Source organism: Sulfitobacter sp. AS92, from assembly GCF_038900015.1.
GTDB lineage: Bacteria > Pseudomonadota > Alphaproteobacteria > Rhodobacterales > Rhodobacteraceae > Sulfitobacter.
Genome location: NZ_JBBMQL010000005.1, coordinates 1 through 24,706 on the forward strand (window position 1 = coordinate 1; position 24,706 = coordinate 24,706).

General features: G+C 61.0%; 24 protein-coding genes. 17 read left to right on the forward strand and 7 right to left on the reverse strand.

Features of this window, described 5'->3' with window-relative positions:
- Positions 1-27 precede the first annotated feature (27 nt).
- Both WNY61_RS10685 and WNY61_RS10690 read right to left on the reverse strand, forming a co-directional pair.
- On the reverse strand, positions 28-1,203 hold the full coding sequence (locus WNY61_RS10685; protein ID WP_342851434.1) for an acetyl-CoA C-acetyltransferase: 1,176 nt from the start codon (positions 1,201-1,203) through the stop codon (positions 28-30).
- 161 nt (positions 1,204-1,364) lie between these two features.
- Positions 1,365-2,207, reverse strand: a complete 843-nt coding sequence (locus WNY61_RS10690) for an EAL domain-containing protein (RefSeq protein ID WP_342851435.1) — start codon at positions 2,205-2,207, stop codon at positions 1,365-1,367.
- Positions 2,208-2,309: 102 nt separating this feature from the next.
- Here WNY61_RS10690 and WNY61_RS10695 point away from each other — a divergent pair, with 102 nt between their 5' ends.
- The 5 genes from WNY61_RS10695 (at position 2,310) to WNY61_RS10715 (ending at position 6,635) form a co-directional block, all read left to right on the forward strand.
- Entirely contained in the window at positions 2,310-2,879 is a 570-nt protein-coding gene (locus WNY61_RS10695) for a DNA-3-methyladenine glycosylase I (protein ID WP_342851436.1), read from the forward strand.
- A gap of 168 nt (positions 2,880-3,047) precedes the next feature.
- On the forward strand, positions 3,048-3,668 hold the full coding sequence (rpsD, locus tag WNY61_RS10700) for a 30S ribosomal protein S4 (RefSeq protein ID WP_342851437.1): 621 nt from the start codon (positions 3,048-3,050) through the stop codon (positions 3,666-3,668).
- A 173-nt stretch (positions 3,669-3,841) separates the two neighbouring features.
- On the forward strand, positions 3,842-4,924 hold the full coding sequence (gene hisC, locus WNY61_RS10705) for a histidinol-phosphate transaminase (RefSeq protein ID WP_342851438.1): 1,083 nt from the start codon (positions 3,842-3,844) through the stop codon (positions 4,922-4,924).
- Positions 4,924-5,844, forward strand: coding sequence for a prephenate/arogenate dehydrogenase family protein (locus WNY61_RS10710; RefSeq protein ID WP_342851439.1), 921 nt, complete (start codon positions 4,924-4,926; stop codon positions 5,842-5,844). Before hisC ends, WNY61_RS10710 begins: the two co-directional genes overlap by 1 nt.
- Positions 5,841-6,635, forward strand: coding sequence for an extensin family protein (locus tag WNY61_RS10715; RefSeq protein WP_342851440.1), 795 nt, complete (start codon positions 5,841-5,843; stop codon positions 6,633-6,635). The genes WNY61_RS10710 and WNY61_RS10715 overlap by 4 nt, the downstream gene beginning before the upstream one ends.
- 7 nt (positions 6,636-6,642) lie before the next feature.
- Here the strand turns inward: WNY61_RS10715 and WNY61_RS10720 are convergent, their stop codons facing one another.
- The gene (locus WNY61_RS10720) at positions 6,643-7,650 is read right to left on the reverse strand and encodes a DUF2125 domain-containing protein (RefSeq protein WP_342851441.1); all 1,008 of its coding nucleotides are present in this window, start codon (positions 7,648-7,650) and stop codon (positions 6,643-6,645) included.
- Positions 7,651-7,716: 66 nt separating this feature from the next.
- Here WNY61_RS10720 and WNY61_RS10725 point away from each other — a divergent pair, with 66 nt between their 5' ends.
- The 3 genes from WNY61_RS10725 (at position 7,717) to WNY61_RS10735 (ending at position 11,455) form a co-directional block, all read left to right on the forward strand.
- A complete protein-coding gene (locus WNY61_RS10725) occupies positions 7,717-8,247 on the forward strand; it encodes a gamma-glutamylcyclotransferase (RefSeq protein WP_342851442.1) in 531 nt (176 codons plus the stop codon).
- 71 nt (positions 8,248-8,318) lie between these two features.
- Positions 8,319-9,518, forward strand: a complete 1,200-nt coding sequence (locus WNY61_RS10730; protein ID WP_342851443.1) for a biopolymer transporter ExbB — start codon at positions 8,319-8,321, stop codon at positions 9,516-9,518.
- Positions 9,518-11,455, forward strand: a complete 1,938-nt coding sequence (locus WNY61_RS10735) for a peptidoglycan -binding protein (protein WP_342851444.1) — start codon at positions 9,518-9,520, stop codon at positions 11,453-11,455. Before WNY61_RS10730 ends, WNY61_RS10735 begins: the two co-directional genes overlap by 1 nt.
- 13 nt (positions 11,456-11,468) lie before the next feature.
- Here the strand turns inward: WNY61_RS10735 and WNY61_RS10740 are convergent, their stop codons facing one another.
- From WNY61_RS10740 to gloB, 3 genes are all read right to left on the reverse strand, one after another.
- Positions 11,469-12,422, reverse strand: coding sequence for a M23 family metallopeptidase (locus WNY61_RS10740; protein WP_342851445.1), 954 nt, complete (start codon positions 12,420-12,422; stop codon positions 11,469-11,471).
- A complete protein-coding gene (clpA, locus tag WNY61_RS10745) occupies positions 12,419-14,740 on the reverse strand; it encodes an ATP-dependent Clp protease ATP-binding subunit ClpA (protein WP_342851446.1) in 2,322 nt (773 codons plus the stop codon). Before clpA ends, WNY61_RS10740 begins: the two co-directional genes overlap by 4 nt.
- 175 nt (positions 14,741-14,915) lie before the next feature.
- Positions 14,916-15,683 carry a hydroxyacylglutathione hydrolase gene (gene gloB / locus WNY61_RS10750; RefSeq protein WP_342851447.1) on the reverse strand — a complete coding sequence of 256 codons (768 nt, stop codon included), beginning with the start codon at positions 15,681-15,683 and terminating at the stop codon, positions 14,916-14,918.
- 63 nt (positions 15,684-15,746) lie between these two features.
- Here gloB and WNY61_RS10755 point away from each other — a divergent pair, with 63 nt between their 5' ends.
- The 7 genes from WNY61_RS10755 (at position 15,747) to WNY61_RS10785 (ending at position 22,131) form a co-directional block, all read left to right on the forward strand.
- Positions 15,747-16,493: a methyltransferase domain-containing protein gene (locus tag WNY61_RS10755; protein ID WP_007118990.1), complete on the forward strand. Its 747-nt coding sequence runs from the start codon at positions 15,747-15,749 to the stop codon at positions 16,491-16,493.
- Between the two features lie 284 nt (positions 16,494-16,777).
- Positions 16,778-17,338: a F0F1 ATP synthase subunit delta gene (locus WNY61_RS10760; RefSeq protein WP_342851448.1), complete on the forward strand. Its 561-nt coding sequence runs from the start codon at positions 16,778-16,780 to the stop codon at positions 17,336-17,338.
- A complete protein-coding gene (atpA, locus tag WNY61_RS10765; RefSeq protein WP_007118992.1) occupies positions 17,339-18,877 on the forward strand; it encodes a F0F1 ATP synthase subunit alpha in 1,539 nt (512 codons plus the stop codon).
- 15 nt (positions 18,878-18,892) lie between these two features.
- Positions 18,893-19,774 (forward strand): F0F1 ATP synthase subunit gamma, encoded by an 882-nt coding sequence (locus WNY61_RS10770; RefSeq protein ID WP_342851449.1) that lies wholly within the window; start codon positions 18,893-18,895, stop codon positions 19,772-19,774.
- A gap of 18 nt (positions 19,775-19,792) precedes the next feature.
- Entirely contained in the window at positions 19,793-21,217 is a 1,425-nt protein-coding gene (atpD, locus tag WNY61_RS10775) for a F0F1 ATP synthase subunit beta (protein WP_342851450.1), read from the forward strand.
- Between the two features lie 12 nt (positions 21,218-21,229).
- Positions 21,230-21,670 (forward strand): F0F1 ATP synthase subunit epsilon, encoded by a 441-nt coding sequence (locus WNY61_RS10780; protein ID WP_342851451.1) that lies wholly within the window; start codon positions 21,230-21,232, stop codon positions 21,668-21,670.
- Between the two features lie 110 nt (positions 21,671-21,780).
- Positions 21,781-22,131 carry an H-type lectin domain-containing protein gene (locus WNY61_RS10785; protein ID WP_342851452.1) on the forward strand — a complete coding sequence of 117 codons (351 nt, stop codon included), beginning with the start codon at positions 21,781-21,783 and terminating at the stop codon, positions 22,129-22,131.
- 59 nt (positions 22,132-22,190) lie between these two features.
- Here the strand turns inward: WNY61_RS10785 and WNY61_RS10790 are convergent, their stop codons facing one another.
- Positions 22,191-23,210, reverse strand: coding sequence for a ribose-phosphate pyrophosphokinase (locus tag WNY61_RS10790; RefSeq protein WP_342851453.1), 1,020 nt, complete (start codon positions 23,208-23,210; stop codon positions 22,191-22,193).
- Between the two features lie 102 nt (positions 23,211-23,312).
- Here WNY61_RS10790 and WNY61_RS10795 point away from each other — a divergent pair, with 102 nt between their 5' ends.
- A complete protein-coding gene (locus tag WNY61_RS10795; RefSeq protein WP_342851454.1) occupies positions 23,313-23,909 on the forward strand; it encodes a 2-hydroxychromene-2-carboxylate isomerase in 597 nt (198 codons plus the stop codon).
- Positions 23,906-24,703, forward strand: coding sequence for an alpha/beta hydrolase (locus tag WNY61_RS10800; RefSeq protein WP_342851455.1), 798 nt, complete (start codon positions 23,906-23,908; stop codon positions 24,701-24,703). Before WNY61_RS10795 ends, WNY61_RS10800 begins: the two co-directional genes overlap by 4 nt.
- Positions 24,704-24,706: the final 3 nt, after the last annotated feature.

Sequence of the window (24,706 nt, forward strand, 5' to 3'; positions counted from 1 at the left end):
CAACAAAGTTGCGCGCCGATTTTAGTTTTAGGGGCGCTCAAGGCACATGGCAACACCCATACCGCCGCCGATACACAAGGTAGCCAAACCTTTTTTGGCGCCGCGACGCTGCATTTCGAACAGCAAGGTGTTGAGCACGCGCGCACCGGAGGCACCGATTGGGTGACCGATGGCAATGGCGCCGCCGTTCACGTTCACGATCTCAGGGTCCCAGCCCATTTCCTTGTTCACGGCGCAGGCCTGCGCGGCAAAGGCTTCGTTGGCTTCCACCAGATCAAGGTCTTCAGGCTTCCAACCGGCTTTCTCCAGCGCTTTGCGCGAGGCGTAGACGGGGCCGACACCCATGATCGACGGGTCGAGACCTGCCGTGGCATAGGAGGCGATGCGCGCCAGCGGGGTGATGCCGCGCTTTTCGGCGTCTTCGGCGCTCATCAGCAGGGCACCCGCTGCGCCGTCGTTCAGGCCCGAAGCGTTAGCCGCTGTAACCGAGCCATCCTTGGTAAAGGCAGGGCGCAGTTTTTGCATCGCTTCCATGGTGGCCCCATGGCGGATGTATTCGTCTTGATCGACGACCGTCTCGCCCTTGCGGGTTTTGATGGTGTAGGCGACGATCTCATCCGCGAATTTTCCAGCCTTCTGCGCGGCCTCGGCCTTGTTTTGCGAGGCGACGGCGAATTCATCCTGCTGATCGCGGGAAATTTGCCATTTTTCGGCGACGTTTTCGGCCGTTTGGCCCATGTGGTAACCGTTGAACGCGTCCCACAGGCCGTCGCGGATCATCGTGTCGATGAACTGCAGATCGCCCATTTTCTGCCCGGCACGCAGGTTTTGCGCATGGGGGCTCATGGACATGTTTTCCTGACCACCTGCGGCGACGATGTTCGCGTCACCCAATTGGATATGCTGTGCCGCCAGCGCAACGGCGCGCAGGCCCGAGCCGCAGACTTGGTTAATGCCCCAAGCAGCGCTCTCTTTCGGCAGGCCCGCATTGATATGCGCCTGACGCGCGGGGTTCTGACCCTGAGCGGCGGTTAGCACCTGACCCAAAATGGTCTCAGACACTTCGGACGGGTCCACCCCGGCGCGGGCTACCAGTTCTTTTAGAACGGCGGCACCAAGATCATGGGCGGGTGTATTGGCAAACGCCCCGCCGAAACTGCCCACGGCGGTACGGGCGGCGGATGCGATGACGACATTGGTCATGATGTGACTTTCCTCTACCTGACTGGGCGGGGGCACACCGACACGCGCCGTCGTCGGGCGTGGGCGCCTCCGTCCCTCTGAGGTAGTGATAGCGGATGCGCCGCAACGCGGCAACTGAGCAGACAGCACCCCGTCATCGACATCACATCAAAGATCAAAGGTTACCCAGTTGCGCGGGCGTGGCCGAGATCAAGCCAATCGGGTCGGGTGGTCGGCGCGGCGTAGTGATAGCCCTGCAGACAGTTGATGCCCATTTCGGTCAAAACCGCCGCATCGGCAGCGTTTTCGACGCATTCGGCCACAGTGAGCATGTCAAAATGCGTGGCGATCGACATGAGCGCCGCAGTCAATGCGCGGTTATCGGGGTTCGTAGCGATCCCGCGGATGAACTGGCCATCAAGTTTTAGGATATCGAAGTAAAAATCCTTAAAATAGCGGATTGCGGTTTGCCCCGCTCCGAAATCATCCATTGCAAAGCAGATGCCATAAGGCTGCAGCTGATCCATAAAGTTTGCCACAAGTTCCGGCACCATCATGGCTGAGCTCTCGGTTATCTCAAGGATCAGCCGCTCTCCCAAAGTTGAATCCCGGGCGAGCCAGTGGCGTAATACGCGGTTCCATTCCTGATACCCGATAGACCGCGCAGACATGTTGATTGAAAGGCGCAGGCCGGGGTGGCTGTGCAGCGCATTCAGCCCCAACCGCAAAGCCAGTACATCAACCTGCCGCCCCGTTTCTGTGTCTTCAATGACCGGCATGAAATCCTTGGCCGGGATCACACGGCCCGTCGGGTCAAGCAGGCGAATGAGCCCTTCGTGAAAGGCGATACGGGTGGGATCGCTGGCGCGCATGACCGGCTGAAAGGCCAGCAGTGTCTGACGATGCGCGACGGCTTCGCGCACCATCTCAAGGGTCGAGGCATCGCGCTGCGTGACCGCGTGGTTCAGCGGGCTGTCCCCTCCGGGAGGGATGTCGGCGATAGGGCATTGGAATCGGCGGGGCACGGCGGTACTCTTCTTTCTGTCCTGCCATGGGTATGGGCGCAAAGGTGATAACACGGTCTTAATCAGCGGCGATTTCCGCGGTGGATCCGCGGGAGAGTTAAGATGCAGCGCTGTGACTGGGCCGGGGACGACCCGATTTACCAAGCCTACCATGACACCGAATGGGGCGTGCCGGAATATGACAGCCGCGCGTTGTGGGAGAAGTTGATACTTGATGGGTTTCAGGCCGGGTTAAGCTGGATCACCATCCTTAAAAAGCGCGACAACTTTCGCGCCGCTTTTGCTGGGTTCGATCCGCATCAGATTGCCGAGTGGGGCGAGGCGGATGTGACCCGGCTGCTGGATGATCCGGGCATCATTCGGCACCGAGGCAAGATTGAGGCCGCAATCACCAACGCGCGGGCATGGCAGGAGATGGAGGCGCGCGAAGGGTTCGACACTTTCATGTGGCGCTATGTCGACGGGGTGCCGTTGCAAAACCACTTTGCCACGCAGTCTGACGTGCCACCGAAAACAGCGCTGTCAGAGCAGGTCAGCAAAGACCTCAAGAAGGCCGGTTTCAAGTTCTGCGGGCCGACGATCACCTATGCGTGGATGGAGGCCTGCGGGCTGGTGAATGATCATATCCTGACCTGCCACCGCCACGGCCCCTGTGCGGCGCTGGCGCGTTAGGGCAGGGTGTATCGCTCTCGCTGAAATCCCCCGTTGACTCCCGGCCATGGCACCGTATAAGCGCCCCTTCATTGGTGTTGGTGGACCCCGCAAGGGGAACCCTGTCGGGCTTCGGCCAAAGGACAACGCCCTTTACTGCCCCTCGGGGCCTTATAAAGGAGAACAGCCGTGACCAAACGCACAGCTGCCAAGCACAAACTAGACCGCCGCATGGGCGAAAACATTTGGGGCCGTCCAAAATCCCCAGTTAACCGTCGTGAATACGGCCCCGGCCAGCACGGCCAGCGTCGTAAGGGCAAGATTTCCGATTTCGGTATCCAGCTGCGCGCCAAGCAGAAGCTCAAGGGCTACTACGGCGACCTGACCGAAAAGCAGTTCCGTCGCATCTACGGCGAAGCCGAGCGTGTTAAAGGCGATACCGGTGAAAACCTGATCGGTCTGCTTGAGCGTCGCCTGGACGCCGTTGTGTACCGCGCCAAGTTCGTTGCAACCGTTTTCGCAGCACGCCAGTTCGTGAACCACGGCCACGTTCGTGTGAACGGCAGAAAAGTGAACATCCCCTCCTACCGCGTGAAAGAGGGTGACGTCATCGAAGTGCGTGACCGTTCCAAGCAGTTGGCTTCCGTTCTCGAAGCGGTTCAACTGCCCGAGCGTGACGTGCCTGACTACCTTGAGACGGATCACTCCAAGCTGACAGCAACCTTCGTGCGCACACCCGGCCTGTCCGACGTGCCATACCCGGTTGTGATGGAGCCGAACCTCGTCGTGGAATTCTACGCGAAGAACTAAGCTTCTTCGCCCGTCGAATACCGAAAGGCCGCGTGGTGCAGACCGCGCGGCCTTTTTCTTTGCGCGGGATGCTTCGCGCAGAATTGCGCGCTGTAGGGCTGCAGCAAACTTGCTGTGGCATCGCCGCACTGGCCCCGGTAGAAGGGCGGCAGTAGCGTGAGGAAGAGAGCGAGATGACAAAGATCGCACCGCAGCCGGGCATTATGGAGATCGACCTTTATCAAGGGGGTGCAGCGCATGTCGCGGGCCTTGATAACGTGGTCAAGCTCAGCTCAAATGAGAACCCACTGGGGCCAAGCCCCGCTGCCATTGAGGCCTATCGCCGCGCCGCCTACGATCTACATCGCTACCCATCCTCGGACCACCGCGCCCTGCGCGGCGCGATTGCCGAGGTACTGGGGCTGGACGCTGATCGGATCATTTGCGGCGCAGGCTCGGATGAGGTGATTGCCTTCCTGTGCCAGGCCTACGCCGGGCCGGGCACCGAAGTGGTGCATACCGAACACGGCTTTGCCATGTACCGCATTTCGGCGCTTGCTGCGGGCGCTACACCGGTAGAGGTCCGCGAACGTGAGCGCGTCACCGATGTCGATGCGATCCTTGCGGCCTGTACCGATGCGACGCGGCTGGTGTTCATTGCCAATCCCAACAACCCCACCGGCACGATGATCGGCTTGGCCGAGATTGAACGGCTGGCTGAAGGGCTGCCACCGCAGGCGCTGTTGGTGCTGGATGGTGCCTATGCCGAATATGTCGAGGGCTATGACGGTGGGGCCGAACTGGTCGACCGTCGCGACAATGTGGTGATGACGCGGACTTTCTCCAAACTCTACGGGTTGGGCGGGCTGCGGATTGGGTGGGGCTACGGTCCGGCCCACGTGATCGACGTGCTCAACCGTGTGCGGGGGCCGTTTAACCTTTCGCAGGCAGCTCTTGCCGCTGCCGAGGCTGCGATCCGCGACCGCGCTTATACCGACCATTGCCGGACCGAGAATGCCCGTTGGCGGACATGGCTGGCAGATGCGCTGGCCGAGATCGGTGTGCCTTCGGATGTCTCTTGCGCCAACTTCGTGCTGGCCCGTTTCGCCAATCAGGCGGAGGCTGAGGCCTGTGATGATTACCTCAAAACCCAAGGGCTGATCGTGCGGCGGGTGGCGGGCTACAACCTGCCGCAATGTCTGCGGATCACCGTGGGGGATGAGAGCGCGTGCCGTCGCGTGGTTCATGCCGTGCGGCAGTTCAAGGGGGCGCGCTGATGGCACAGGTTTATGACAGGGTCGCCCTGATCGGGCTGGGGCTGATTGCGTCCTCGCTTTTCTGGGCGATCAAGCGCGGCGGACTGGCGGGCGAAGTCACGGGCTATGCCCGAAGCGATGAGACCCGCGCCACCGCGCGCGAGATCGGCCTTTGCGACCGGGTCTGCGATAGTGTGGCCGAAGCCGTGGCGGGCGCCGATCTGGTGGTGCTCTGCGTGCCCGTGGGCGTCATGGGCGCCGTGGCCGCCGAAATCGCGCCGCATCTGGCACCGGGGGCGACCGTTACGGATGTAGGTTCGGTCAAGGCGGATGTCATCGCGCAGGTCGGTCCGCATCTGCCGAATGGCGTGCATTTTATTCCCGGCCACCCGTTGGCGGGCACCGAGCATTCTGGCCCGCGCAGCGGCTTTGCTGAGCTCTTCGATAATCGCTGGTGCTTGCTTGTCCCCGTTGAGGGGACAGACGCGGATGCCATCGCCCGGCTGCGTGCGTTGTGGGAAGGGGCGGGGGCCAACGTTGAGGAAATGGACGCCGAGCATCATGACCTCGTGCTGGCCGTGACCTCTCATGCGCCACACCTGATTGCCTATACGATGGTGGGCGTGGCCGATGATCTGCGCCGGGTGACCGACAGCGAAGTCATCAAGTATTCTGCCGCCGGTTTCCGAGATTTCACCCGAATTGCCGCCAGTGATCCGACCATGTGGCGTGACGTGTTCCTGACCAACAAAGACGCGACGCTGGAAATTCTAGGGCGCTTCACCGAAGAGCTTTTCGCCCTGCAGCGCGCCATTCGCACCGGCGATGGCGATCACCTACACGCCTATTTCACCCGCACGCGCGCGATCCGCCGCGGCATTATTGAGGCGGGACAAGACACCGATGCGCCCGACTTTGGCCGCGGCGCGCGCAAGTCATGAAAGGCTGGGTTGTTCTGTCGCTGATCGTGCTGGGGCAGATGGCCTTGGCCGCAGGGCCGGACAGGTCGCAGCGCCCGGTCCCTCGGGACAACGGCGATACCCTGCCGGTGATCGTCGTGCCCTCGGGGGCGATCGAACAGCCCAAACGGGATCCCGCTGCGCGTGCTGCCGCCGAGGGAGGACAGGGAATGAAATCCTCTCTTCGCCCTACGCTGCGCAGCCGCAAGGCTGAGAAAGCCGCCCGCGCGCGTCAACAGATGCTGGCCAAAGGCGCGGTCTGCGGCGATTTGGCGATTCAGGGCGCGCAGGTTGGCCGGGTGCCCGGCAAGATCAGCGGTTGCGGGATTGAGAATGCGGTGAAGATACGCTCCGTCTCTGGCATCAAGCTTAGCAATTCTGCCGTGATGGACTGCACCACGGCCAAAGCGCTCGATACTTGGGTGCGGCAATCGGCGGTGCCCGCCTTGGCGGGGCAGGGCGGTGGACTTAAGCAATTGAGGGTCGCCGCGCATTACGCCTGCCGCACGCGGAACAACCGCAAGGGCGGCAAGATTTCCGAACATGGGAAAGGCCGCGCGATCGACATCTCTGGGTTTGAACTGGCAGATGGTAGCACGATCACTGTCCTAAAAGGCTGGCGCGCTCGGCGCACCAGTGAGGCAATGCGGCGGATGCATCGGGGCGCCTGTGGGCCGTTCGGCACAGTGCTTGGCCCCGAATCCGACCGTTTCCACCAAGATCATTTTCACTTTGACACCGCGCGGTACCGCAGCGGCAGCTATTGTCGCTGAGGGCGGTTTACGGCTGGATCAATTGAGGTGCCGCGCCAAGCGGAATGCCTGCCAGCACCATCTGCCCCTCTGCAAAGACCAGATCAAGATCAAGCCCGCCGGTTGTACCGCCCCGTGCCTCTAGCAGGCGCAGCATGGTATTGACCTGCCCGCGCATCGATGGCGGCAAAAACCCTGCACGTTCCCCCGCGTCCAACAGCTTAGGCCAATTAGTGACCCGCAGGCTCAACACGCCCGCAGGAACACCCTCAGAGTTGAATGTAAGCGCCCCTTCGGTGGCCAGCGCCACATCGCCCCATGCCACGTCCACGTTCTCAACCGTCAGCGCGTCGATCTGAGGCAGGGTGCCGGTCATTGCGGCGTGGCGATCCAGCGCGCGGGCAAAGGTGAAGGCCATCCGTGCCGACAGGATCGGTTGCCCGCCGGGTTGGCCGATGCCGTCTCCCAGGACTTTGCGCAGCAAGGGGCCGGGGGCAATCCTGCCCGGCAGCAATGCGATGTTGTAATCATTCTCAGCCTCGGAAGACTGCGTGACCTCCATGCGCGGCTCATCGGCTTCCAGCAACAGGCCATCAGGGCCATTGACCTCAAGATAGGTGCTGCGGGCCAACATTCCCTCAAGCTGAAGCGATAGGCCGGGATGCAAGGCCAGATCAGCGTGCATGTCGCGCATTTTCAAGACCAAGGGCAGCGCCCCCGCAGGGAACGCGGCCTGCGCGACCGGCGCGCGCGCGGTCAGATCACCGGGCCACCAAACTGGGGCCGATAGGTCAAGCTGCGGTGCCTCGAATGCCACACCTCGGCCCGATTCAGCCACAGCAAGGCCGCTTAGCCGGTTTTGCAGCGTGAGGGGGAAACCGGCCTTGCTGATATCCTTAAGCGTTACATCCCACCCCGCCGCGCGGCGGTTGTCGAGCAGGCCGGTCAGGGTGCTTTGCATTTGCGCCGTGGCCGCAGCCCACCATGCGCCACACAGCGCAGCGAGCAAAATCAGCAGCCAAACCAGTTTCCGCATTTCGATAGCCCTTCAAATCGTGCTTCAGATGCGGTTTATCGAAGGCCAGCAGAAAGGACCAGCACGATGACTATGTGGGTATTTGGATACGGTAGCCTCTTGTGGAATCCCGGTTTCGAGGTGGCGGAAAGCGTGATCGGCACGCTGCCGGGCTATGCCCGATCGTTCTGCATGCGCTCGATCCATCACCGTGGCACGGTCGAACAGCCGGGGCTGGTGCTGGCGCTTGACGAATCCGTCCGCTCGGCCTGCGAAGGCATGGCGATGCGCGTGGCGGCGGGGCATGAGGCACAGACGCTGGTTTATCTGCGCGAGCGTGAGTTGATCTCGTCGGCCTATTTGGAGAAAAACCTTACTGTGCATCTGACCGATGGACGCGATGTGGAGGCGGTCACCTATGTGATTGACGCGGCGCATGACCAATATTGCGGCGGGCTCCCATTGGAAGAACAGGCCCAAATCATTGCCCGTGCGGTGGGCGGACGCGGGCCAAATACCGAGTATTTAATCAACACTGCCGTGCATCTTTCCGAAGTGGGCTTGCATGACCCTGCGTTGGAGTGGTTGCATGACCGCGTAAGGGCATTGGCCTTATAAAAACTTGGCAACCCCCCGGCGTTTCAGTGTAGGCTGCGCCGAGAGCAGAATAGAGGGTCAAGAAAGGCCGCATGGCACAGCCAGACCGCAAGGCAAAACCGCAGTTTTCACAACCGGTGCGTCAGATTTCTCTGATGCTGATCGTATTGGCATTGACCGGCGTGGGCGCTTTTTTGGCCCTGCCCAGCGTGCTGCCGATCTTTGCCGCGAACCCATGGCTTAATGGGGTCATCATCTTTGTTTTCGTCGTCGGTGTGCTGGCCTGTTTTTATCAGGTGACGCAGCTTATCGGCTCGGTCCGCTGGATTGAGGATTTCGCCGCCGACAACTCCGAACCCGACGCCCAGCCGCCGCAACTGCTGGCGCCATTGGCATCGCTTCTGCGCCAGCGCGGCGCGCGGATGCAGGTGAGCACGGCCTCCACCCGCTCGATTCTCGATTCTGTCGCCTCGCGCATCGACGAAGTGCGCGAGATCACGCGCTATATCGTCAACATGCTGATTTTTCTCGGCCTTCTTGGTACCTTTTACGGGCTTGCCACGACGGTGCCTGCGGTTGTCGATACGATCCGCTCGCTCGCCCCGGGCGAGGGTGAGGCGGGCGTTGATGTCTTTGGCCGCCTCATGACCGGGCTTGAGGCCCAGTTGGGCGGCATGGGCGTGGCATTTGGTTCGTCGCTTCTCGGCCTTGCGGGCTCTCTCGTCGTCGGGCTGTTGGAGCTTTTCGCAGGCCACGGGCAGAACCGGTTCTATCAAGAGCTGGAAGATTGGCTCAGTTCGATCACGCGGGTCGGTCTGACCTCCGGCGACGATGTGAGCGACCAGAGCATCATGGCCAGCGTGATGGATCAGATGGTCGAACAGATGGGCGAAATGCAACAGATGTTCACCCAGTCCGATATCAGCCGGTCCATGGTAGATGACAAACTGGGCAAGCTTGCCGATGCTGTGGACCGGATGACCACAAGGATGGAACGGCACGATCCGACCGGGGCGGCCCTGACGCGGGTGGCCGAGGGACAAGAGCGTTTGGTTTCTGTCCTCGAAGGTCAGGTCACGGGCGAAGGGATTGATGCCGAAAGCCGAATGCGGCTGCGGTCGATCGATGTGCAAATGCTCCGCATTTTAGAAGAAATTTCCGCCGGGCGACAGGAAACCATGGCTGAACTCCGCAAGGATATCTCATTGCTGGCCAAGGCACTTTCCGGCCAACGCGCGCCGGATGCGCGGCGCCTGCGGGCCGGTGACGCCCCCGGTGGCGGGGACCAGTAATGGCACTTTCCCGGCGGTCAGGCACGCGGTTTCAGGGCTCTATCTGGCCGGGGTTCGTCGATGCGATGACCGGGCTTTTGCTGGTTTTGATGTTCGTTTTGACCATTTTCATGGTGGTGCAATTCGTCCTAACTGAACGCATCAGTGGCCAAGAAAGCGAATTGAATGAACTGGCCGGAGAGGTTGCCGCCCTTGCGCAAGCGCTCGGCGTCGAGGAACGCACCAGCGCCCGGTTGGAGGCACGGCTTGGGGCGCTCAACGCATCGCTGAATGACGCGCAGGATGAAGTCTCGCGGCAAGAGGCCGTGATTGCCGGACTAACGACCGAACGTGATGAGCAGGACGCGGCCTTGAAAGCCGCAGAGGCGCAGATCACGGGGTTCGAGGCCCGCGTTGCGGCGCTGTTAGCTTCGCAGGCGACGGATCAGGCCCGTATCGGCACTTTGGAAAACCGCGAAGCTGAGTTGCTAGATGAACAAGAGGCGCTGAACCTCGCGCTTAGCACCGCCCGTGATGAGATTGACGTGCAGGCCGAAACGGCCCGTTTGGCTGCGGCGAAACGCGAAGCGTTGGATGCGCTGGTCGCTGACCTTCGGGCACAAATTGCCGAGGCAGAGGCCGAAGTTGCCACGCTGAATACGCAGGTAGCCGAAGCGGAAGAGGCGCTGAGCGAGGAAGAGACCGCGCGGCTGGCAGAGGCCGCGGCCGCGCAAGCGCTGCGTGATCGGCTGGAAAATGCAGATGCTGAGCTGACCGCCATGACCCTCGCGCTTGAGGCGCAGCGCAAGGAAGCAGAAGATACTCTGACCCTGCTGGCTGCCGCCCGCGCGGCGCGCAGCGATCTTGATACCGAACTGGCCGCTGCCCTGCTGCGGATGGAGACCCTTGAGCAGAGCGGTACAGAATTCGAAGCCGAGCGCGCGACGCTGGAGGCACAGGTTGAAGCGGCTGAGGGTACCGAAGAAGACCTGCGCGCGCGATTGGCGCAGGCGGAGGTCACCGAACAGGACTTGAACGCACGGCTTTCCGAGGCATTGAGCCGCGTGCAACTGCTTGAAGCCGAGGGCGATGCGTTGAGTGGCGATCAAGCTGACTTGCGCGAACGGCTGGCACAGGCGTTGGCGGCAAAGCTCGCAGCTGAGACATTAGCCGAAGACAATACCACCGCCGCCGAACGCCGGGCGGCCCTGTTGGCGCAGGCCGAGCAGACCTTGGCCGAAGAAAAAGCCGTAAGTGCCGAGGCGCGGCGTCAGACCGAACTGCTCAACCAGCAGGTTGCAGAACTGCGCGCGCAATTGGGCAATCTTCAGGCGCTTTTGGACGATGCCGTGGCGCGGGATGCGGCGAATTCGGTCGAGTTGCAATCGCTGGGGTCTGAGCTCAACACCGCCCTTGCGCGGGTCGCAGCGGAAGAGCGCCGCCGCGCTGAATTGGAAGCGGCAGAGCGCAAGCGTCTGGAAGAGGAAAGCAAGGATCTGGCACAGTACCGGTCGGAATTCTTTGGCCGTCTGCGCAACCTTTTGGGCAATCAAGAAGGCGTACGAATCGAAGGCGACCGCTTTGTCTTCTCCTCCGAGGTGCTGTTTGGACAGGGCAGCGCCGTGCTGAGCCAAGATGGGCAGGGCGAGATCGCCAAGGTCGCAGGCATTTTGCGCAGTGTTGTGGACGATATCCCCACTGAGATTGACTGGGTGATCCGGGTCGACGGTCATACCGACAACGTGCCACTTTCAGGCTTTGGCGAGTTTGCCGATAACTGGGAGCTGAGCCAAGCGCGGGCGCTGTCGGTCGTCAAATATATGGTCAACTTCCTCGGCATCGCGCCGGATCGTCTGGCGGCCAACGGCTTTGGCCAGTATCAGCCCGTGGCCGAGGGCAATACCGAAGCCGCACGGACGCAAAACCGGCGGATCGAGTTGAAGTTTACCGAGAAGTGATCGCGCCGGGTGGTTAACGAACGGTTACGAAGCCATTCTTTTCATCAATGACACGGCCCGCGCGCAGCAGGGTCGCGGTGCCAGTATAGCGACCTGGAGGCCACTTCCGAGACGCCATACGTTTGCCAACGGCGCGGAAGGACTGCGCTTGGGGCTTGTCCATCACCACGTCTTTTTCAATCACCACACCGTTTGGGCCTGAAAGACTTAGCCGCAAAACGTCGTCCTTTTGCGTGCCGTAGCTGTAGCCATAGATCACCAAGGCAGGTGCATCTGTGGGGAGGGTCTCGCGCCCGGCACCGCCTGCTTTGATGGCCGCGTAATTGGGCACATGATCCGCGAAACCCACTGCGATCAGCCCACCGGGGCGGTAGGGCGGGGTGTCTTGCCAAAGAGTTTCGGAAGGCTCAGCCGCGCAGTCAGTGCCACCCGCGTCAAAGGGATCAACCGGTTCGCCATTGTGGCGCAGCGAAAGGTGCAGATGAGGGAAGGCGGCCCTGCCGGATTGGCCGACTTGCCCGATGACGTCACCTTCGGCGATCTGCTGGCCGTCGGTGACGCGTAGGGAGCCGCGCTTTAAATGGCAATACTGCGTTTCCCACCCGTTACCGTTGTCGATCACCACGCCATTACCGCACTCGCGCCCCTGCACTTGGCTAAGGGGTGCGCCGTCGTCCATGCCGTCGCGCACGCCTTTGACCATACCACCAGCCGCAGCGCGGACGAATACGCCTGCGTCCATTGCAGCAAGGTCGGGCAGGGCAAAGTCGGTGCCTTTATGGCCGTCATAGGTCAGCCCCGAACAGCGGTAATCCTGCGCAGCACTGCTGGGGTCGTGGTCCATATATTGTTGAATGTGGCAATCTTGCCCAAGGGTGCAATCAAGCGGAAAGGCCAGTTGCAACTCCTCCGCCAGCGCGGGGCCGGCGGAGGAGAGGATCAGGGCCAGAACGGCCCTGTAGATCATTCTGCGGTCAGCAGGGGCGGCCGATCACCCGACAGGCGCTTGTTTTCAACGCCCAGCACTTCGATCGTCAACTCGCCCTTCTTGGCACCCACCTTGACCACACCGCCTTTCGCGAGCTTGCCGAACAGGAGTTCTTCGGCCAGCGGCTTTTTGATGTGCTCTTGGATCACGCGGCCCAAGGGGCGCGCGCCCATCTTGTCATCGTAGCCTTTGTCGGCCAGCCATTCGGCGGCTTTCTTGCTAAGCTCGATGGTCACGTTGCGGTCCATCAGCTGTGCTTCGAGTTGGAGCACAAACTTTTCGACCACCCGCAGGATCACCGATTTCGGCAGCGGCGCAAAGCTGATGACAGCATCAAGACGGTTGCGGAACTCTGGCGTGAACGTCCGTTCAATCGCGGCGGTGTCTTCACCAGTGCGCCGCTCCCGGCCAAAGCCCACGGCCTCTTTCGCCTGCTCGGATGCGCCGGCGTTAGAGGTCATGATCAGCACCACATTGCGGAAATCCACTGTCCGGCCATTGTGGTCGGTCAGCTTGCCGTGGTCCATCACCTGCAACAGGATGTTATAGACGTCTGGGTGCGCCTTCTCCATCTCGTCAAGCAGCAGCACACAGTGCGGATGCTGATCCACACCATCAGTCAACATACCGCCTTGGTCAAAGCCGACGTAGCCCGGAGGGGCACCGATCAAGCGAGAGACCGCGTGTTTCTCCATATACTCCGACATATCGAAGCGCAGCAGTTCCACGCCCAAGGTATCCGCCAGTTGTTTGGCGACCTCGGTCTTGCCGACACCGGTGGGGCCTGCAAAGAGGTAGTTGCCGATTGGTTTGTCCGGCTCACGTAGGCCAGCCCGCGACAGTTTGATCGCGGAGCTCAGCGCCACGATGGCGTCGTCCTGACCAAAGACCACCCGTTTGAGCGAGCTTTCCAGATCCTTCAGCACCACCACATCGTCTTTCGACACGTTCTTCGGCGGAATGCGGGCGATCTTGGCCACGACGGCTTCGACCTCTTTGGTGCCGATGGTCTTGCGGCGCTTAGATGCAGCCACGAGATGCTGGGCGGCACCCGCTTCATCGATCACGTCGATGGCGCTATCGGGCAGCTTGCGGTCGTTGATGTAGCGATGCGCCAGTTCCACCGACGTCTTGATCGCATCGGCCGTGTATTTGACGCTGTGATGCTCCTCAAAATAAGGCTTCAGACCCTTGAGGATCTTGGTGGCGTCTTCAACCGAAGGCTCGCTCACGTCGATCTTCTGGAAACGGCGGCTCAGCGCGCGGTCCTTTTCAAAGTGCTGGCGGAACTCCTTATAAGTCGTGGAGCCCATGGTGCGCAGTTTGCCACCCTGAAGCGCCGGCTTCAGGAGGTTTGAAGCGTCCATCGCGCCGCCCGATGTGGCACCTGCGCCGATCACGGTGTGAATCTCGTCGATAAACAGCACTGCGTCTTTATGCTCTTCCAGCTCTGTCACGACGGCTTTCAGGCGTTCTTCGAAATCACCGCGGTAGCGGGTGCCCGCAAGCAGCGCGCCCATGTCGAGCGAGTAGATCGTGGTGTTGGCAAGAACCTCAGGCGTTTCACCTGCGACGATCTTGCGCGCCAGACCTTCGGCGATGGCGGTTTTGCCAACGCCCGGATCCCCCACGAGAAGCGGGTTATTTTTCCGCCGGCGGCAGAGCACCTGAATACAACGCTCAACTTCGCTCTCGCGGCCGATCAGCGGATCGATGTCGCCCTCGCGGGATTTTGCGTTCAGATCTACGCAGTATTTAGCCAGCGCGGATTCTTTCTTGTCGCCGTCGGTGACGCCTTGGGGCTCTTCTTCATGCTCGGGCGCGCCGCTCACGGGGCGGGCTTCGCCATAAGCGGGGTCTTTCGCCACGCCGTGGGCAATGAAGTTCACCGCGTCATAGCGGGTCATGTCCTGCTCTTGCAGGAAGTAGGCGGCGTTGCTTTCGCGTTCGGCAAAGATCGCGACAAGCACATTGGCCCCGGTCACTTCGGTCCGGCCCGAAGATTGCACGTGGATGGCGGCGCGTTGGATCACGCGCTGGAAAGCGGCGGTCGGCACAGCCTCAGAGCCGTCAATGTCGGTGACCAGATTGCTCAGGTCATCGTCGACAAATTCAACCAGCGTGTCGCGCAGATCAGAGACGTCGACCGAACAGGCTTTCATCACCTGAACCGCGTCAGGTTCATCAAGCAGCGCCAACAGCAGGTGCTCCAGCGTGGCGAATTCATGGCGGCGGGCATTGGCCAGCGCGAGGGCCGCGTGGATTGCCTGCTCAAGTGTAGTCGAGAATGAAGGCACGGGCGTGCTCCTTTTCGATCGGGGTCGGTGAGGTGCTGAGATATCTCAGGCCCCGGTCCGACCATGGCCTCATAGTATTAGAGTTTGGTTGATCATCGCCCATCTTCAAGAAGATTCTGGTCCGAATCGGTCACATTTCACGTGAGCGGGGATTTTGGGCCATGATTGCAGGCAATCAGAACTGGTCTTTTCGCTTGCGGATTTCGGTGAACACTTCCGTGTCGGTGGCGTCTGGCATCCCCAAGGTGGCGCGGATGGCGGGATCGCCCGGGCGCAGAAAGGGATTGGTTTCTAGTTCCAGTGAAAGCTGCGAGGGGACCGTCGGCTGCCCCTTGTCACGGGCGCTGTCGATGTCCTTGGCCCTTGATATAAGTGCCGCGTTGTCCGGATCAACGGTCAGCGCGAATTTTGCATTGGCGGCGGTGTATTCGTGGCCCGAGCAGATCGTGGTATCGCTGGGCAGGGCAGCGAGCCTTTGCAGGCTTTCCCACATCTGCGCGGGCGTGCCCTCAAACAGGCGCCCACAGCCGAGCGCCATAAGGCTGTCGGCGGTAAAGGCCGCTTTGGCCTCCGGCACATGAAAGGCGATATGACCCACGGTGTGGCCCGACACATCCAGAACTTCGGCTTGCAGCGCGCCCAACGCGATGCTGTCTCCCTCTGCCACTTCGCGGTCGAGCGGGGGGAGGCGGTGGGAATCGGCCCTTGCGCCGATCACTTGCGCGGGGAAACGGGTGAGCAACTCGGCCAGACCTTGGACGTGGTCGGGGTGGTGGTGGGTCAGCCAAACTTGGCTCAACGTCCAGCCACGGCGATTAAGCTCTGCCATGATCGGCACGGCCTCGGGCACATCGACGAGGGCCACCGCGCCGCTGTCATGATCGCGAAGCAAGAAGGCGTAGTTGTCCGACAGACATGGAATCGTGACCAGATCAAAGGCCATGGCGTCTTACCTCGCTGTGTTGTTATGGTCGTGTAAGAGTGACACTCACCAAGGCGGGCTGCAATGCATCTTGATGTACAGGATCTGCGCAATTTCTATTATCGCAGCGCGTTGGGGCGTGCGGCGCAGAAATCTCTGCGCGGGCGGTTGTTGGAGCTTTGGCCCGAGGCGAAGGGCCAGACCGTCGTCGGCTTTGGCTTTGCAGCACCCCTGCTGCGGCCCTATCTGGCAGATGCCCGGCGCGTGATGGTCTTGATGCCCGGGCCGCAGGGGGTGATGCCTTGGCCTGCGGGGATGCCCAATACCTCGGTGCTGACCGAGGAAACGCTTTGGCCGGTAGAGACGGGGGCGGTGGACAAGCTGGTGCTGATGCATGGGCTTGAGACCTCGGAGCGGCCCAGTGAATTGCTGGACGAATGCTGGCGGGTGCTGGGGCCGGGGGGTAAGGCGCTGTTCATCGTGCCGAACCGGGCAGGTATGTGGGCGCGGCGGGATCGCACGCCATTCGGCTATGGGCGGCCCTATTCGCCGGGACAGCTGGAAACGCAGCTGCGTAAGCATCAGTTCCTCCCCGAGCGGCACCTTGGGGCGCTGTTCCAATTCCCGTCACAGCAGCGAATCTGGATGAAATCCGCCCCATTATTTGAGAAAGTTGGTCGCCAGATGCCAACAATGATGGGCGGCGGCGCGATCTTGGTTGAAGCGACAAAACTGGTCTATCCACCGCGGGGCCGCCCGCAGCGCAGCACCGCGCGGCGCGCGATCGGGGTGTTGGAAGGTATCGCCGAGCCACAGGCAAAGCCAGTCTAAGCCTTGTGGGCTTGGACGAAGCGTTCCGGGCGTCAGGATTCGTTCTCGGCCCGCGGGTTTGACCGGAAAGGCTGCAATCTTCTGCGGCAAAGGGCCGCTGTATGTTGCAAGCCTTGCAATATTGCAGCGCGCGGGAACATTACCTGCCTATACTGTGTTGCCGGGCGTGAACCTGTCTGCTACATCGCCCCTGATTTAGACGTCTTGGGTAACTTCAAGCCGCGCCAACTGCTGGTGACGCGACATCTTCGCATATCCGGCGCTTATTGAACGAGAGGATGGACGTGTCCGAACCTGCTTCCATTTCCACCGGCATCGCGGAACGCTACGCGACAGCCGTGTATGATCTGGCCCGCGAGGCCAATCAGGTCGATGCCATCGAGGGCGATCTTACCGCACTTGAAGCGGCATTGAACGACAGCGACGACTTTCGCCGCCTGATCTCTTCGCCGCTCTACACGCGCGATCAGCAGGCGCAGGCGATCAAGGTGCTGGCCGACAAGATGGGCCTGACCAAGACCATGGCGAACACGCTGGCACTGATGGCGCAAAAGCGCCGTTTGTTTGTGCTGCCCGCGCTGGTCAAGGCGCTGCGCGAGACAATTGCCGAAGCCAAGGGCGAGATCACCGCAGACGTTACATCGGCCAAGGCGCTGACCAAGACGCAGTCGGACAAGCTGACCAAGTCGCTCAATGCCTCCACCGGCAAAAAAGTATCACTTCATGCGACCGTTGATGAAAGCCTCATCGGCGGTCTTGTTGTCAAAGTGGGCTCGAAAATGATCGATACGTCGATCCGTTCCAAGCTCAATTCCCTCCAGAATGTAATGAAAGAGGTCGGATAAATGGGTATCCAAGCAGCAGAGATTTCTGCGATCCTGAAGGACCAGATCAAGGATTTCGGTCAGGAAACCGAAGTCGCCGAAGTGGGCCGCGTTCTCTCCGTCGGTGACGGTATCGCCCGCGTCTATGGTCTGGACAACGTTCAGGCCGGCGAGATGGTCGAATTCCCCGGTGGTATTCAGGGCATGGCCCTGAACCTCGAAGCTGACAACGTGGGTGTTGTTATCTTCGGTTCCGACCGTGACATCAAAGAAGGCGACACCGTCAAGCGCACCAACTCCATCGTGGACGTGCCAATCGGTGACGAACTGCTGGGCCGCGTTGTTGACGGTCTGGGCAACCCCATCGACGGCAAAGGCCCCATCGGCGCCACCAAGCGCGGCATCGCCGACGTCAAAGCGCCCGGCATCATCCCGCGTAAATCGGTTCATGAGCCGATGGCAACTGGCCTCAAGTCCGTTGACGCGATGATCCCAATCGGCCGTGGCCAGCGTGAGCTGATCATTGGTGACCGTCAGACCGGTAAAACAGCAGTCGCCCTCGACGCGATGCTGAACCAAGCGCAGGTTAACGCCGCTGCTGGCGACGACGAAGGCAAGAAGATGTACTGCGTGTATGTCGCCATCGGCCAGAAGCGTTCGACCGTTGCTCAGCTTGTGAAAAAGCTCGAAGAAACCGGCGCGATTGACTACTCCATCGTCGTGGCCGCAACCGCGTCCGAGCCTGCACCGATGCAGTTCCTCGCGCCCTACGCCGCGACCGCGATGGCAGAACACTTCCGCGACAACGGCCGCCACGCGCTGATCATCTATGATGACCTCTCCAAGCAGGCCGTGTCCTACCGTCAGATGTCCCTGCTGCTGCGCCGCCCACCGGGCCGCGAAGCTTACCCGGGCGACGTTTTCTATCTCCACTCCCGCCTGCTTGAGCGTTCCGCGAAGCTTGGTGACGAGGCTGGCAACGGCTCGCTGACGGCTCTGCCGATCATCGAAACCCAAGGTGGCGACGTGTCCGCGTTTATTCCGACCAACGTGATCTCGATCACCGACGGTCAGATCTTCTTGGAAACCGAACTGTTCTATCAGGGCATCCGTCCTGCTGTGAACACCGGTCTGTCGGTGTCGCGTGTTGGCTCCTCGGCTCAGACCAAGGCGATGTCGAGCGTTGCTGGCCCGGTGAAACTGTCGCTGGCTCAGTACCGCGAAATGGCGGCCTTTGCTCAGTTTGGTTCCGACCTCGACGCCTCGACACAGCAGCTGCTGAACCGTGGTGCGCGTTTGACCGAACTGATGAAGCAGCCGCAGTACGCGCCGCTGACCAACTCGGAAATCGTCTGCGTGATCTACGCTGGTACACACGGCTATCTCGACAAGGTGGACTTGAACGACGTTGGCCGCTTCGAAGCGGGCCTGCTGGCGCATCTGCGCAGCAAGCATGACGACCTTCTCAAGGACATCACCAACAATGACCGCAAGGTCAAAGGCGAGTTGGAAGAGAAGATCAAAGCCGCCATTGACGGTTTCGCCGCCGACTTCGCTTAAACGGGAGATAAGGCAATGCCAAATCTCAAGGACCTGAAGAACAGGATCGCGTCGGTCAAATCGACCCGCAAGATCACCAAGGCCATGCAAATGGTTGCCGCGGCGAAACTTCGCCGCGCGCAGGAGGCTGCCGAGGCTTCGCGTCCCTATACTGAGCGGTTCAATGCCGTGATGGCAGGGCTCGCGGCCAGCGTCGGCGGCTCCGACAGCGCGCCCAAGCTGCTCAGCGGCACGGGTGAAGACAAAGTGCATCTGCTGGTGGTCATGACCGCCGAACGCGGGCTGTGCGGCGGCTTCAACAGCAACATCGCAAAGAAGGCGAAAGCCCATGCGCGTGAGTTGCTGGCCCAGGGCAAAGAGGTGAAAATCCTCACCGTTGGTAAAAAAGGCCGTGATGCGCTGCGTCGTGACATGGGCAACCATTTGGTCGGCCATGTTGACCTTAGTGACGTCAAAAAGATCGGCTATGGCGACGCGCAGAAGATCGCGCAGGACGTCCTGAACCGGTTCGACGGGGGCGAATTCGACGTGGCGACGATCTTCTATGCGAAGTTCGTGAACGTGGTGATGCAGACGCCGACGGCGCAGCAGATCATCCCGGCCAAGTTCGAAGCCGAAGACGGCGAAGACAGCGGTGCGTCCACATTGTTCGACTATGAACCCAGCGAAGAGGCGGTTTTGGCCGATCTTCTGCCGCGCGGGGTCGCCACGGCGATCTTCTCGGCTCTGCTGGAGAATGGCGCGTCCGAACAGGGTGCGCGTATGTCGGCGATGGACAACGCAACACGCAACGCGGGTGAGATGATCGACAAGCTGACCATCCAGTACAACCGCTCGCGTCAGGCTGTCATCACCAACGAGCTGATCGAAATCATTTCCGGCGCGGAAGCGCTGTAAGCAAATCGGAGAAACGACATGGCAAATGCTGTCGGTAAAATCACACAGGTCATCGGCGCTGTCGTTGACGTTCAATTCGAAGGCGACCTGCCGGAGATCCTCAACGCGTTGCACACTCAGAACCAGGGCAAAACGCTGGTTCTCGAAGTGGCGCAGCACCTTGGCGAAAACACAGTTCGCGCAATCGCGATGGACGCCACCGAAGGTCTCGTCCGCGGTCAAGCCGTGAACGACACTGGCGACCAGATCCGCGTGCCCGTCGGCACCGCGACCCTGGGCCGCATCATGAACGTCACTGGCGACGCGGTTGACGAAAAAGGTCCAGTAAACTCCGAAGCCACTCGTGCGATCCACGGCGACGCGCCCGAGTTCGCCGAGCAGTCGACCGAGACACAGATCCTCGTGACAGGCATCAAGGTCATCGACCTGCTGGCCCCCTACACCAAGGGTGGTAAAATTGGTCTCTTCGGCGGTGCCGGCGTGGGCAAGACAGTTCTCATCATGGAACTGATCAACAACATCGCCAAAGTGCACTCCGGTCTGTCCGTTTTCGCGGGCGTGGGTGAGCGTACCCGTGAAGGTAACGACCTTTACCACGAGATGATCGAATCCGGCGTTATTGTTCCTGACAACCTCGTCGATTCGAAAATTGCGCTGGTTTACGGCCAGATGAACGAACCTCCCGGTGCGCGGATGCGGATCGCCCTGACCGGCCTGACACTGGCCGAGCAGTTCCGCGACGAATCCGGTTCCGACGTTCTGTTTTTCGTCGACAACATCTTCCGCTTCACACAGGCCGGTTCCGAAGTGTCCGCTCTGCTGGGTCGTATTCCTTCGGCTGTGGGCTACCAGCCAACGCTGGCGACCGACATGGGCGTGATGCAGGAGCGTATTGCTTCGACCAAATCTGGTTCGATCACCTCCGTTCAGGCCGTTTACGTCCCTGCGGATGACCTTACCGACCCGGCGCCTGCGACCTCCTTTGCCCACCTCGACGCGACAACGGTTCTTGACCGTTCGATCTCGGAAAAGGGCATTTACCCTGCGGTTGACCCGCTTGGCTCCACCTCGCGTCTGCTCGACCCGCTGATCATCGGCGACGAGCACTACAAGGTGGCGACAGACGTGCAGCAGGTGCTTCAGCGCTACAAATCGCTTCAGGACATCATCGCCATTCTCGGCATGGATGAACTGAGCGAAGAAGATAAACTGACCGTGGCACGCGCCCGTAAGATCGAGCGTTTCCTCAGCCAGCCCTTCGACGTGGCGAAAGTCTTTACTGGTTCCGACGGTGTTCAGGTGCCGCTGGAAGAAACAATCGCGTCCTTCAAGGCCGTGGTTGCCGGTGAATACGATCACCTGCCCGAGGGTGCCTTCTATATGGTTGGTGGCATCGAAGACGTGAAGGCGAAAGCCGAGAAAATGGCGGCAGACGCCGCTTAAGGAGCGCTGACAATGGCAGACACAATGCAATTCGACCTCGTTTCGCCGGAACGGCGGCTGGCATCGATGCAGGTGACAGCCGTGCAGATTCCGGGCACTGAGGGCGACATGACGGCCATGGCCGATCATGCGCCCACCATCACCACCCTGCGTCCGGGCCTTCTGCGCGTTGAAGGGCCGGAGGGCACGTCCGAGTATGTCGTGACCGGCGGCTTCGCCGAGATCGGCGGTCAGGGCGGCGTGTCTGTGCTGGCGGAACGTGCCGTGGCACGCGCCGACATGACGCAGGAGCAGATGGACAGCATGGTGGCGGAGGCACATTCCGTCTACGCCCGCGCCAAGGACAACTGGGAAAACGAGCCCGGTCCCGTGGATGATGCGGCCAAGCTTCTGGCCGACATGGTTGCCGTTGGCGATCATATCGGACTGTCGAGCAAGCAGCCCAACCTGTAATGCTTTGAAAGCTTCTAAAAAGCCCCGCCTCGGCGGGGCTTTTTGCTTTTAAGCCTCTGGCTCCTGCGGCATCATCGCGCCATGAGAGCCAAATCAAACACATCCGAAACATGAAACGACTGCGCAGCCATACCATCGGTCTGGACAGCGGCGACGTCATGCTGTTCTCGGACTATGAGGACGGTGGGCCGATGTGGACGGGCAGGGGCCAGCGCGAGCGCCGTCGCCGGATCACCTTTTCAGAACCCTTCCGCGAGCCGCCCCATGTTCAGGTTAACATGTCGCTATGGGACATTGACGCCAGTACCGTCACCCGCGCGGACATCAGTGCTGAGGCGGTAACTGAAGCGGGTTTTGATATGGTGTTTCGCACCTGGGGCGACACCCGCGTCGCACGGGTGCGCTTGGCTTGGACGGCGATTGGTGCTGTGGGGGAAGAGGACGACTGGGTCGTCGGCTAAGCGAGGCTTAGCAGGGTGGGGCAGCCCGTGAAGGCCGCCCCTAGATCGCAGCGCGCAGCTTAGCTTGCAGCATACATTCCGTCATAGATTGGACCAAGTGTCTCTGCCTCAAACAGCGAAGAGACGGAGGTGCCGTTCCAGATGTTCAGGATTGCTTGGGCAAACATCGGCGCAGTCGGCACGATGCGGATATTCGGTGCTTTTTTGATCGCAGCAGTCGGCGCGATGCTGTCGGTAATAACCAGCGATTTCATGACTGAGTTCTCAACCCGCTCAACCGCTGGGCCGGACATAACGCCGTGTGTGATGTAGGAATGCACTTCCTTGGCACCATTCTCCAGCAGCACTTCAGCAGCTTTGCAAAGCGTGCCAGCGGTGTCGCAGATGTCGTCGACGATCAGGCAGGTCTTGCCCTTCACGTCGCCAATCACGGTCATCTCAGCCACTTCGCCCGCCTTTTCGCGGCGCTTGTCGACGATCGACAGGGGCGAGTTGATGCGCTTGGCCAGCTCACGCGCACGGGCCACGCCGCCCACGTCAGGGCTGACGACCATCAATTCATCCATGCGGTCTTTGAAGGTGTCTTTGATATCGAGCGCAAAGATCGGTGAGGCATAGAGGTTGTCGACCGGGATGTCGAAGAACCCCTGAATCTGTGCCGCGTGCAGGTCCATCGTCAGGATCCGCTCAATGCCGCTACCGGTCAGCATATTGGCGACCATCTTGGCGGTGATCGGCGTCCGAGCCTTGGTGCGGCGGTCCTGACGGGCATAGCCGAAGTAGGGCAGCACGGCCGTCACGCGGGCAGCCGAGGACCGGCGCAGCGCGTCGGCCATGATCATCAGTTCCATCAGGTTATCATTGGCCGGGTTCGACGTGGGCTGGATGATGAACATATCCTCGCCGCGCACGTTTTCGTACACCTCGACGAAGATTTCACCATCGTTAAACCGCTCGACCCGTGCATCGACGAGCCCCACGTTAACGCCGCGATGCAGCGACATGCGCCGGGCGATGGCCTTGGCAAGCGGCATATTGGCATTGCCTGAGATCAGCTTAGGTTCTGAAGTGCGTGGCATAGGGGCTCCGGAGCAGCGGTAGGTTGCAGATTCGTGACGTTGACACCGCTTAGCATGCGCTTACGGTCGGGCAAAGCTGCACCGCCCTCGAAGGAGACTCAAATGGCCCGGATCGACTATTTTTTCGCGACCCTGTCACCCTATTGCTACCTCGCCGGGAATCGGCTTGAGGAGATTGCTAAAAAGCATGGGGCCGAGATCGTTTACAAGCCGTTCGACATCGTCGCGGCCTTCCCGCGGACAGGTGGTTTGCCCCCAGCCGAGCGTCATCCCAGCCGCAATGAGTACCGTGCGCAGGATTTGCCGCGTCAGGCGCGCAAACTGAATTTGCCCTTCAACCTCAAGCCCGCGCATTGGCCTACGAATGGCGCGCCCGCGGCCTATGCCGTGATCGCCGCGCAGAACGCTGGTGGCGGTGATCTGGGCAAGCTGACCCATGCCATCACCCGCGCCGTTTGGGCCGAGGAAAAGGACATCGGCCATGACGATGTCGTGCGTGCTTGTCTGGAAGAGGCTGGATTTGACCCCGACTTGGCGAACAGCGGTTTGTTGCAGGGCGCCGAGACCTATTCGGCGAACCTTGAAGAGGCTGTGGCGCAGGGCGTTTTCGGTGCACCCTTCTATATCGTCGGAGATCAAGAATTCTGGGGGCAGGATCGGTTGGAAGACCTTGACCTGCACCTCGGGGGTAAGCTGTGATCCCAGAGACCAACGCGCGCCGTTTCGGTCACGGCCCGCGTCCGGCTTTGGCGATCCATTGCTCGTTGGCGCATTCCGGTGCTTGGCGCGGCATTGGGGCCGCCCTGTCGGACGAGCTGACCCTGCGGGCCTTCGATCTGCCGATGCACGGACGTTCTGGCGATTGGGACGGGCAGGGCAATATCCACGATGTAGCGACCGACATGGCGCTGAGCCTGCTCGAAGCGCCGATGGACCTGATCGGCCATTCTTTTGGTGCGACTGTGGCGCTGCGTCTTGCGATCGAACACCCCGAATTGGTGCGTAGCATTACCTTGATTGAGCCGGTCTATTTCGCCGCAGCCAAGCAGGATGATCCGGACGCGATGGAGGAATACAACGACCAGAACGCGGCTTTCGAGGCTGCATTGGCCGAGGGCGACAAAGAAACCGCTGCGCGGCTGTTCAACCGGGTCTGGGGCGATGGCACGAAATGGGATCAAATCCCTGAACCGACCCGCGCCTATATGGTGGACCGGATTGGATTTATCCCCGCGTCTTCACCCTTCCTTGGCGAAGACAGCGCCGGGCTGCTGGCGCCGGGCATGTTCGACCGCGCGTCGATGCCCGCGCTGCTAGTCGAGGGGAGCGCTTCGCCCAAGGCGGCCCATGCGATTAACGATTCGCTCATGCGCCGCCTGCCAAAGGCGCGGCGGGTCTCGGTCGAGGGGGCGGGGCATATGGTGCCCATCACCCATGCCGCTGAGGTCGCCGAGGCGATCCGCAATTTCTTGAACGACGTGCCGCTGGCCTAAGCC